General features: G+C 64.3%; 10 protein-coding genes and 1 pseudogene. 1 reads left to right on the top strand and 10 read right to left on the bottom strand.

Annotated features, from left to right (window positions below; genetic code table 11):
- From RMO57_RS06730 to RMO57_RS06700, 7 genes and pseudogenes are all read right to left on the bottom strand, one after another.
- Positions 1-610 (bottom strand): annotated as a pseudogene (locus RMO57_RS06730) (peptidase); the annotation flags it as partial.
- The gene (locus RMO57_RS06725; RefSeq protein WP_310385301.1) at positions 597-1,010 is read right to left on the bottom strand and encodes a post-PEP-CTERM-1 domain-containing protein; all 414 of its coding nucleotides are present in this window, start codon (positions 1,008-1,010) and stop codon (positions 597-599) included. The gene RMO57_RS06725 and the pseudogene RMO57_RS06730, both read right to left, overlap by 14 nt.
- Positions 1,011-1,054: 44 nt before the next feature.
- Positions 1,055-1,711: a choice-of-anchor J family PEP-CTERM protein gene (locus RMO57_RS06720; protein ID WP_310385300.1), complete on the bottom strand. Its 657-nt coding sequence runs from the start codon at positions 1,709-1,711 to the stop codon at positions 1,055-1,057.
- A gap of 217 nt (positions 1,712-1,928) precedes the next feature.
- Positions 1,929-3,098 (bottom strand): ABC transporter permease, encoded by a 1,170-nt coding sequence (locus RMO57_RS06715; protein ID WP_310385299.1) that lies wholly within the window; start codon positions 3,096-3,098, stop codon positions 1,929-1,931.
- Positions 3,095-4,252, bottom strand: coding sequence for an ABC transporter permease (locus tag RMO57_RS06710; RefSeq protein WP_310385298.1), 1,158 nt, complete (start codon positions 4,250-4,252; stop codon positions 3,095-3,097). Before RMO57_RS06710 ends, RMO57_RS06715 begins: the two co-directional genes overlap by 4 nt.
- Positions 4,253-4,271: 19 nt before the next feature.
- Positions 4,272-4,973, bottom strand: coding sequence for an ABC transporter ATP-binding protein (locus RMO57_RS06705; protein WP_310385297.1), 702 nt, complete (start codon positions 4,971-4,973; stop codon positions 4,272-4,274).
- 4 nt (positions 4,974-4,977) lie between these two features.
- Positions 4,978-6,249, bottom strand: a complete 1,272-nt coding sequence (locus tag RMO57_RS06700; protein ID WP_310385296.1) for an efflux RND transporter periplasmic adaptor subunit — start codon at positions 6,247-6,249, stop codon at positions 4,978-4,980.
- Between the two features lie 189 nt (positions 6,250-6,438).
- Here RMO57_RS06700 and RMO57_RS06695 point away from each other — a divergent pair, with 189 nt between their 5' ends.
- Complete coding sequence (locus RMO57_RS06695) at positions 6,439-6,936, top strand: CAP domain-containing protein (protein WP_310385295.1); 498 nt, start codon at positions 6,439-6,441, stop codon at positions 6,934-6,936.
- Positions 6,937-6,941: 5 nt separating this feature from the next.
- Here RMO57_RS06695 and RMO57_RS06690 read toward each other — a convergent pair whose 3' ends face one another.
- From RMO57_RS06690 to mnmA, 3 genes are all read right to left on the bottom strand, one after another.
- Positions 6,942-7,607: a response regulator transcription factor gene (locus tag RMO57_RS06690; protein ID WP_310385294.1), complete on the bottom strand. Its 666-nt coding sequence runs from the start codon at positions 7,605-7,607 to the stop codon at positions 6,942-6,944.
- Complete coding sequence (locus RMO57_RS06685) at positions 7,604-8,881, bottom strand: sensor histidine kinase (protein WP_310385293.1); 1,278 nt, start codon at positions 8,879-8,881, stop codon at positions 7,604-7,606. The genes RMO57_RS06690 and RMO57_RS06685 overlap by 4 nt, the downstream gene beginning before the upstream one ends.
- Before the next feature lie 66 nt (positions 8,882-8,947).
- Entirely contained in the window at positions 8,948-10,087 is a 1,140-nt protein-coding gene (gene mnmA / locus RMO57_RS06680) for a tRNA 2-thiouridine(34) synthase MnmA (RefSeq protein ID WP_310385292.1), read from the bottom strand.
- Positions 10,088-10,125: the final 38 nt, after the last annotated feature.

Here is a 10,125-nt window from a genome sequence, read left to right as displayed (position 1 = left end):
CGCCGGTGCTGCCATTGGTGAAGGTCTGGAAGCCGATGCCATGGCCCATCTCATGCAAGAGCGTGACCACGAAGTCGATGTTGCTGCCGTGGTTGCTGTCCAGGCCCAAGTAGAAGAAGGTGCCATCCAGGCAACCGGGATTGCCAAGATTGCTGTTGAAGTTGGAGTTGATTTGTGGCGCGTTGAGGGTGCCCAGGTAGGCACCGGCGATCTTGTTGGCCAGGGCGTAGGAATACAGGGTGTTGGCCTTGGGCGCGTTCGCAAAATTGCGGAATGCCGCCGTTGCACCGGCGCTGCCCAGCACCGCCGAGGTGGCCGAGCAGGTCAATGGGGTGAACTGCGCGTTGATGATGATGGGCTGGTTGCTGGTCAGCGTGGCGCCCCAGATATTGGCGGCGTGGGTGAACGCAATCAAGCGTTGCGCGCCCAGGGTGGTGCCGGCGTTGCCGCCAACCGGTGTGGCAGCGCTGGCGTCATTGAAGCCGACGCCGGGTGCGTTGGTATTGTTGATGATGATGGTGGCGGCCGCCTGGGTTTGCAGGTGCAGTCCCAAGCCGGCAGCCAACACGGACGCTGCGATGGCCAGGGAAGAGGTTTTATTTGAGCGCATGGCTATGTCCCTTCTTGCTTGATTTGGCGGGCGCCTTCATGGCGGCTGCAGCGGCGTCCGGGCCGGTCACGCAAGCCTGGCTGATGCTGCCGTCGCTATTGCGTGTGGCGACGCTGAAGGACAGCGTGCTTTCGTCCAATTCATGCTCGACCGAACCGTCGGCATGCTGGACCGGCTGCGGGTTGACCTTGCCGGTCAACAGGCCACGCGGCTGAACGGCCCCGCCACTTGTGCGGGCACCAGCGGCGGGCTGGCTCAAGGCTTGAGCTTCGGCTGCGGTCGGTGCACGCAACTCACCGCTGCTTGGGTCTTTGGCAACGGTGGCCGCCGAAGCGCCAGCCGTTGCCAACACGATGGCAACGGCAAATGCCGCAGCCAGGGGGCTACTGTTGATTTTCATGATCTTTTTCCTTGCTATCAGGTGGGGCGGCGTCTTGCCGAGGGTCACTTGGCGCGAGCTTTGCGTCGAGCGAAGGCGATGGCGCACAGGCCCAGGCCCATCAAGGCATAGCTGCTGGGCTCGGGGACGGCGGTGGTGATGCTGACGCTGTCGATCGCCACGACGTTGGCGGTTTCGGCGTCGGCGACCGCGTAGACGAAAGCGATGCGACCTGACGCGGCGGTGGGCAGCGCGCCGCTGTACTGCCACCAGCTCGTCGCGGCGCTGAAAGTGTTCAACAAGGTCGTGAAGCTGGCGGTGTCAGAGGACGCGCCGGCACTGAAATAGACCTTGACCGTGTCGGCAAAACCGGCGGTGTCTTCGGTGCGTGCCCAGAAGCTTAGGTCGGTGGCGCCATTCAGCGCGATCTCCGGGCTGATCAACCAGTTCTCGATCGCGCCGACGCCGTTGGCGGCGCTGTTGTACGTGGCCATCGCGAAGGAGTTGCTGGCGCCGGCTTGCGCGCTCAGCGACTCGGGCACGCCTTGGAACCAGCTCAAGCCGGCCGGCGTGCTGTTATTGGTGAGCAGCCAGCCGGAGCTGGCCAAGTCCTCGAAGCCCTGCGTGTAAACGGCCGGAACCGGCATGGAGGCGGAGGCGAAGGTCGAGCTGGCCAGTGCCAGCGCCGCAAACCCAAAACGGGTCGGTATGGAAAGCTTCATGAACAAATCCCTCTCAGTCAATCGGTCGATTGCTTGACGGTGGGAGGCAGCTCTGCATCGATCGCCGTGGCGAGGCTAGCGGGCTTTCAGTTCCACCGAGCGAGTGCTTATTTATTCACGTTTGACGCTGGCGGCCCATGGGTACTTAGCCTAGGGTACGAATCCCCCCATTCAAGGGGCAGCGGCGAGGGTTTACCCGCTGGCGTTCAAGCCGCTCTCAAGCCGCTCTCAAGCAGTCCACAATCTTCATCCGCGCCGCGCCCCAGGCCGGAATGAAGCCGCCGACAAAACCCATAAACAGCGAAAACAGCAGCGTCTGCCAGGCGATGGCCGGCGTCAGCTTGAACTGAAAGGCCAGCTCCGAGAAGGTCTGGAAATTGGTGGTCGAGATATTCACCGTCTGCATCAGCGAGGCCGCAGCCAGGCCGATCACCCCGCCCACCAAGGCCAACAGCAGCGACTCCAGCATAAAGGCCAACAGCACCGCGCCGCGCTGAAAGCCCAGCGCCCGCAAGGTGCCGATCTCACCCACCCGCGACGCCACGGCCGCGAACATCGTGATCATCGCGCCGACGATGGCGCCGACCGAGAAAATCACCGACAAGGCCGTGCCCAGGATGCTGATGAACTTGGCCAGCGCCTCGCTTTGCTCGGCGTAAAACACCGCCTCGCGCTTGAGCTCGACCGTCAGGCGCGGGTCGTCGGCGATCCGGGCTTTGAGTGTTTCAAATTGACTCGCATCGGCGAGCCGGAACACCACGCTGGAAAACGCGCCGCGGCGGAAGGCCTGCAGCATCTGCTCGGCGTCGCCCCAGATTTCGGAGTCAAAGCCGGTGCGCCCAGCATCAAACACGCCCACCACCGTCCAGTCGCGGCCGGCGAAGCGCAAGGTCTCGCCCAGGCCCGCGCCCTGGAAACCGCGTGCGATCGCTTTGCCGGTGACGATCTCGGAGGTGCCGGGTCGGAACATCCGGCCTTCAATCATTTGCACCTGCGGGCGCAGCTGCAGGCCGCGCTCGCTGGTGCCCCGCACCGTCACATTGCTGGGCTTGCCGCTGCCGCGTTTGGGCAGGTTGTTCAAGACCACCGGCTCCTTGGTGACCAAGGGCTGGCCGGCCGCATCGGTGGCGATGCCGGGCAGGCTTTCCAGAATGCTGGCCTGCAGTCGGTCAATGCCGCTGTTGATTTCGGCGCCGGCGCCCTTGCGCAGCGCAATCACATTGTCGGGCTGGCCGGTTGCGACCAGCGTTGCGCGGATGCCCTCGCTCATCATCAAGACGGTGGCGAACACGTACACCACCAGGGCCATGCCGCCGGCTGTCAGCAAGGTGGTGACGCGGCGCACCCATAAATTCCGGGCAATATAACTAAGCGGAATTTGTTTCACGCGACGTGCCTCAGCCCTTGAACAATATCAATCCGACTCATCTTCCACGCCGGCCAAGCGGCCGCCACCGCGCCCACGACCAAGGCCGCCAGCATCTGCAGGCCCATCGTCAGGCCCGAGACCTGGAACGCCGGCAGCAGCGTGCCGATGGCCTTGCCGAAGCCGGCCGCCAGCGGCAGCGTCAACAGCAAACCGGCCAGGCCGCCGAGCAGCGCGATCAAGAGGCTCTCGCCGAACAGCAGCTTGACGACAAAGCTGGGCGCGAAGCCCAGCGCTTTGAGCGTCGCGTATTCGGCCAGCCGCTCGCGGGCGGTCATGGTCATGGTGTTGGCCATCACCGCCATGATGATGACGACGATGATGTAGCTGACCGCTTCAATGGCGAGCAGGATGGCTTCGCTCATCGACACAAAGCTGAGTTGAAAGGCCGACTCGGTCTCGGTCAGCGTCTCGGCCAGCGAGTTCTTGAAGCCGGCGTCGACCCGCTGCGAGATCAGCGCGGCGTTTTGCGGGTCATTGATGCCGATGATGTAAACGCCCACCGCATCGGCCCGCTTGGGTGCCAGCTTGCGGATCGACTCGTTCAAAAACGCCCAGTGAAACAGCAGCTGGCTTTCGTCCGTCTTGGCCTCGGCGCCGTCCCAGATGCCGCGCAGCGTGAAGGTCCAGGTGCCCGGATAGATGGTGCCACGGATGGGGATTTGGTCGCCGATCTTCCAGCCGTGTTTGTCGGCCAGCTTGCGGCCGACGATGGCGCCTTGGCGGTCGCGCAGGAAGGCCAGCCGCTCGGCGTCGCTGAGCCGGTACTCGGGATAGAGCGCCAGATAACTGGCCGGCTCAACGGCAAACTGCGGGAAGAAATTGCGCTCGGTCAGGTAGACGCCGCCAAACCAGTTTGACCAGGAAATGCTGCTGACGCCGTCCACGCCCTTGAGTCGCTGCGCATAGTTCATCGGCAGCGGGAAGGTCAGCGAGATCGCGCTGCGCGTGACCAGGCGCGTGCTGCTGCTACCTTCAACGCCGGCGTACCAAGCGTCGATGATGGTGCGTAACAGCCCGAACGCACTGATCGCCACCACCAGGCCGACCATGGTCAGCAGGGTGCGCAGCTTGTGGCGAAAGGCGTTCTTGAGCAGGAGTTTGAAGATGAACATGGCGGCGTCTGCTGAAGCCTCAGGCCTGTGCGTTCAATTCTGCTTCGCTGACCAAGACGCCTTTTTCCAGATGCACCATGCGGCGCGCGCGCGCGGCGGCCTTGGGGTCGTGGGTGACCATCACAATGGTCTTGCCCAGGTCGCGGTTCAGCTGCTGCAGCAAGTCCAGGACCTCGGAGCCGGTGACCCGGTCGAGGTCACCGGTGGGCTCATCTGCCACGATCAAGGTCGGGTCGCTGACCAGGGCGCGGGCAATCGCCACGCGCTGCTGTTGGCCGCCCGAGAGTTCGTTCGGGTAATGATCCAGCCGGTCGGACAGTTTCACCATCTCCAACGCCGCCAGCGTGTGTTCGCGCCGCTGCCGACCCGACAAGTTGGTCAGCAAAAGCGGCAGTTCGACGTTCTCGAACGCGGTCAGCACCGGCAGCAGGTTGTAAAACTGAAAGATGAAGCCGACATGGGCGGCGCGGCCGGTTGCCAACTGGCCCACGCAGATCGTGGCGATGTCGATGCCGCCGATCTCGATGCGGCCGCTGCTGGGCTGGTCAATGCCGGCGATCAGATTGAGCAGCGTGCTTTTGCCCGAGCCGCTGGGGCCCATCAGGGCGACAAAGTCACCGGCCATGACGTCAAGCTGGATGTCTACCAGCACGGGAATCTCTTGGCCGCCGCGTTGATAGGACTTGGACAAGTCGCGGATGCGAATCAAGGGTTCGTTCATGACGTCACTTGGCCGCCAGCGTCACTTGGCCGCCGTCTTTGAGCTTGGCGCTGGGCGCCAGCACAATCCGGTCGCCCGATTTGACGGCACCTGTCACTTCGACCACATCGCCGAGCTTGCGTCCGACCTTGACCTCGACGGCTTCCAACAATTCCTTGTCACCGTCGCGCTTGATGCGCAGCAACCACTGCTTGCCGTCTTTGTCCAACAAGGTTTTCGGGTTGACGGCCAAGACCGGCTGCTGCTCGGCCGGCGTCGGCGCCTTGGACAAAAAGCTGACCTTGGCGCTCATCTCCGGCAGGATGCGCGGGTCGAGCTTGTCGAAGCGGATCTTGGTCATCACCGTGGCCTTGGCGCGGTCCACCGTCGGCACGATGCCGGCGACCTGGCCGGTGAAGCGCATCTCGGGCAGCGCATCCAGCGTGATCTCGACCGGCTGGCCCTTGGTCGCCTTGGCCAGGCTGCCCTCGGATACATCGGCCTCGACCTCCAGCGTGGTCAGGTCGGCCATGGTGACGACCGCACCTTGCGAGCCCGAGGCGTTAGAGAAGGGCGTGATCATGTCGCCGACATTGGCGTTCTTGTTCAGCACCACGCCGTCAAACGGTGCGCGGATTTCGGTGTAGTCGCGGGCGACGTTTTGCACCGCCAACAAGGCCTGCGCCTGACCCTGGCTGGCTTGCGCCTGACCCACGCTGGCTTGGGCTGCGGCCACGCCGGCGCGGGCGGCGTCAAGCCGGCGCTGGTTGGCGTCAAGTGCTTGAGCCGACACAAAGCCCTGCGCCTGCAGGCTCTTGCTGCGCTGCATCTCTGCCTCGGCATTTCCGAGTTCGACGCCGGCCTGTTGCGCCTGCGCCTGCGCTTGGCGCAGGCCGGCCTCGGCCTGGCGTACGCCGGCCAGGGCGGTGCCGATGGAGGCCTGCACATCGCTGGCGTCAAGGCGAGCGATCAGATCGCCTTTTTTGAGCAGACTGCCCTCGCGCACATTCAGCTCGATCAGCCGGCCACTGCCCTTGGAGGCCACCGCCGCGCGGCGTTGCGCGACCACGTAGCCGGAAGCCGTTAGCTGCAGGTATTGCTGCGAGGGGTAGCTCTGCAGCACGGTGCTGGCCTGCACCGCCGGTTTGGACGGCATCAAGAACGCGGTCAGCGAGCCCAAAACGACGGCTCCCCCCAAGATCCAGGGCCAGGTCTTGCGCGGGCGCTTGACCTGGGCTGTCGAGGCTTGGCGGTCAATCTTCAATTGACCCAAAGATGCGGGAGTTGCGTCAGCCATGGTGGGAGTGAGGTCTCAATTTGAATCAACGGGGCGGATCTTGCCATGCGCGCCGGGGTTTTGCTGTGCCAAGAGATGAATTGCCCTTGACCGGCGCGAGCGGCGAGTTTGGCGGATGGGCGGGTAGGATTCGCGCTCTAACGAGTGAGCCTGGTTGCCCCGTCCATGTTTTTGAGAACTTTATTTGTCATGCTGCTGGCTCCCTTGGCTGTTGGGGTGGCAGCGCCGGCCCGTGGCCAAGAGGCCGAGCTCAGCTGCCAAAGCAAGTTCTCGGTCGAGCAAGTGATTGAGGACTTGAATGCTTTTCGAGCCCAGCCGCGCAGCTGTGGGCCGCAGGGTTTTGGGCCGGCCGGCCCCTTGCGCTGGGACGGCCGGCTGGCGCAAGTGGCGCAGCGCCATGCGGCCGAGCTGGCGCAGGGCGATCTGCTCAACCATCTGTCAAGCAATGGTCGCACGCTGCGGGAGCGCCTGCGAGGGAATGGCTATTTGGCCTACCGCCTGGGCGAAAACTTGGCCGCGGGCCAAGAGAGCCTGGACGAGGTGTTGCAGACTTGGATCGTCAGCGCCAAACATTGCGAAAACATCATGCAGGCCGACTTTCGCGATGTCGCGCTGGCCTGTGCAGGCGGGCCCGGCAAACATGGGCGTTACTGGGTGCTGAATCTGGGCCGCTCGGTGCGCGACTGAGGCGCTTAGATCCAACCCAGATCGATCGCGCGCAACACTGCTTGAGTCCGGTCCCGCACCCCCATTTTTGAGAACACCGAGGAGCAGTGGTTCTTGATCACGCCCTCACTATTGCCCAGCAGCGCGGCGATCTCGGTATTGCTGCGCCCACTGGCCACCAGGCGCAGCACTTGCAGCTCCTTGGGCGACAGCGGGTCGGGCTGCTCGGTCGCCACAAAAGAGCGCTCAGCCGCCGCGACCGGCCGCTCCATGCGGGCCGTCAGCGAGGGGCGCAGCGCGGTGCCGCCGTTCATCACCTCGCGCAGCGACTGCAGCAGGGTGTCGGGGCTGATCGCCTTGAGCAAAAAGCCGCGCGCGCCGGAGCGCACCGCTTCGTCAAAAATGCCCGCGTCGTCAAAGGTGGTCAGCAACACGACAGGGATGTTCAGGCCGCGCGCCGCCAGCGCTCGGATCAGGCCCAGCCCGTCCAGCCGCGGCATGCGCATATCCGACAAGACGATGTCGGGCGTTTGCTCCAGGCCTTGGGCGGCGATCATGTCAAGCGCCTCGGCGCCGTCGCCGGCCTCGCCGACGATGGCAATCTCGTCGCTCAAAGCGAGCAGGCCCTTGAGCGCCTCGCGCACCAGTTGCTGGTCCTCCACCAGCATCAGTTTGATCAGCGCTTGACTCATACCGTCCTTCCAGGGTGTTCGGGGCTAACTTGTACTTCGCGCGGGCAACGCAGCTCAATTCTGAAACCCGGCCGGCAGCGCGTCACGGCCATCCGGCCGCCTAGCTCTTGCATCCGTTCGGCCATGCCTTGCAAGCCGTTGCCGGCTTTGAGTTGCGGCGCGCCGCGGCCATCATCGTCGATGCTGACGAAGATCTCTTGGCTGTCCTGGCCCGCCAGCAGGTCCAAGGCTATGTGCACCGTGGCCGCGCGCGCATGTCGCACGCTGTTGGTGACGGCCTCCTGCACGCAGCGCAAGAGCGCGTGGGCGACGCGTGGGCCGAGGTCGCGCGCGGCCGGGGCGATGTCGAGTGCGATGCGGGTGCTGGCGATGCCGTCGGCCAGCGCTTGCAGCGCGCTGGTGAGGTCAATGCGGGGCGCGCTGCGCTGCTGTGATACCGCCTCACGCACATCGGCCAGCAGGCCGGCGGCGTTCGCGCGCGCCTTGTCCACCGCCAGCAGCGCGCCGCCCGCGTCGCGGCGCTGCAGCAAGGCGCTGCCCAGTTGCAGCTGCAGATTCAGGGCGGTCAAGTGATGGCCGACCACATCATGCAGCTCGCGCGCCATCATGGCGCGCTCGCTGAAGCGCAGCTGTTCGGCCTGTAATTGCTCGCCGCTCAAGCGTTCGGCCAGCATCACCTGCAGCCAGCGGCGCTTTTCAGCCTCGGCGGCCACCATGCGCCCCAAGCCGAAGGCCATGCCGTGCAGCGCCACCATCGCCATCAGCAAACCCAAGCCGTCCAACCAAGCGGGTATGGCGGTGTCTGTTTGCGCCAAGGCGGGCAAGGGCAGCAGGCGGTAAAGGGCCAGGTTGATGGCGATTTGAGCGAGGGCGAACAAAAAAGCCGGGCGCGCCCGCAACAAGACCGCCGCCAAGGCGGTGACTAAAAAAGGTAGGCCGGGCGTCACGCTGATGGCCAACAGGTTGACCCAAATCAGCCGCGCCAAGGCATGGCGGGGCGGCTGATCGGTGCTGGCATCGCGGGCCAGGCACCAGTAGGCCCAGGCGAACAGCAGCACCAGCGCAAAGCAGCCCAGCAGCAAGGCTGCGTCGTTGCTGGCGCCGCCCAAGCGCAGGTACAAGGCGGCGATCGCGCCGTCATAGGCGTCGGTTTGAAAGCCCAGCAAGGCCGCCACCGTGGCCGCCAACTCGAGCGCGCAGACCGCCAAGACGGCGACGCGCAGTGCCACGCTGGGCTGGGCGAAGCGGGCGAGCAAGCGGTCGAAAGTATTCAAGGGAAGGCCAGATTCAAAAAACCCGCAAGCGTGCCACAGCAGGGCCGAATTGCCCCGTGCCCTTGGTCATGGCGACTCTGGAACTTGCGCAATGACACCGCCGCCGAGGCAGACTTCGCCGTCGTACAGCACCGCGCTTTGACCCGGCGTGACGGCCCACTGCGCCTGCTCAAAGCTGAGGCCGAATTGCCCCGCAGCGGGCGATGCGGGGTTGAATTCGCAGGCGGCATCGCTTTGCCGGTAGCGGGTCTTGGCGGCGATGTGGCCGGCGCCGGGGGGCTGCGTGCTGGTCCAGCTGATGTCGTCGGCAATCAGCGTGTGGCTGAGCAGCCAGGGGTGCTGATGGCCTTGCACCGCATACAGCGTGTTGTTGGCCATGTCCTTCTTGGCCACAAACCAAGGCGAGTGGTCGCCGCCGCCGCGCGCCGCTCCCTTGTCCTTCAGCCCGCCAATGCCGAGGCCTTGGCGCTGCCCCAGGGTGTAGAAAGACAGTCCCACATGCTCGCCGATCTTGCGGCCGCGCTCGTCTTTGATGGGGCCGGGTTGATGGGCCAGGTAGCGGTTCAAGAACTCCCGGAACGGCCGCTCGCCGATGAAACAGATGCCGGTCGAGTCCTTTTTGCGCGCGTTGGGCAGCTTGATCTCGTCGGCGATGCGGCGCACCTCGGTCTTGTGCAGCTCGCCGACGGGGAACAGTGTCTTGGCCAGCTGCGCCTGGTTCAAGCGGTGCAAGAAGTAGCTTTGATCCTTGCTGTTGTCGACGCCTTTGAGCAATTGCACTTGACCAGCCAACTCACGAACCCTGGCGTAGTGACCCGTTGCTATCTTCTCTGCGCCCAGCCGCATCGCATGGTCCAAAAAGGCCTTGAACTTGATTTCGGCGTTGCACAGGATGTCGGGGTTAGGCGTGCGGCCGGCCTGGTACTCGCGCAAAAAGGTCGCAAAGACGCGGTCCTTGTAGTCGGCGGCGAAGTTGACATGCTCGATCTCGATGCCGATCACATCGGCGACCGCCGCCGCGTCGATGAAGTCGATATTGGACGAGCAGTACTTGCCGTTCTCGCCATCATCGCTGTCGTCATCTTCCCAATTCTTCATGAAGATGCCGATCACCTCATGGCCCTGCTGTTTGAGCAGATAGGCGGTGACGGCGGAATCCACGCCGCCGGAGAGGCCGACGACGATGCGTTGCTTTTTGTTGCTCATGCCGAATTGTCCCGCATCAACTCAAGACTTGATCAAGG

Origin of the sequence: Roseateles sp., from assembly GCF_031397715.1 — a bacterium.
GTDB lineage: Bacteria > Pseudomonadota > Gammaproteobacteria > Burkholderiales > Burkholderiaceae_C > Paucibacter_A.
Note: the sequence above shows the minus strand (reverse complement) of the source record. Positions and strands in the feature narration are given on the sequence as shown.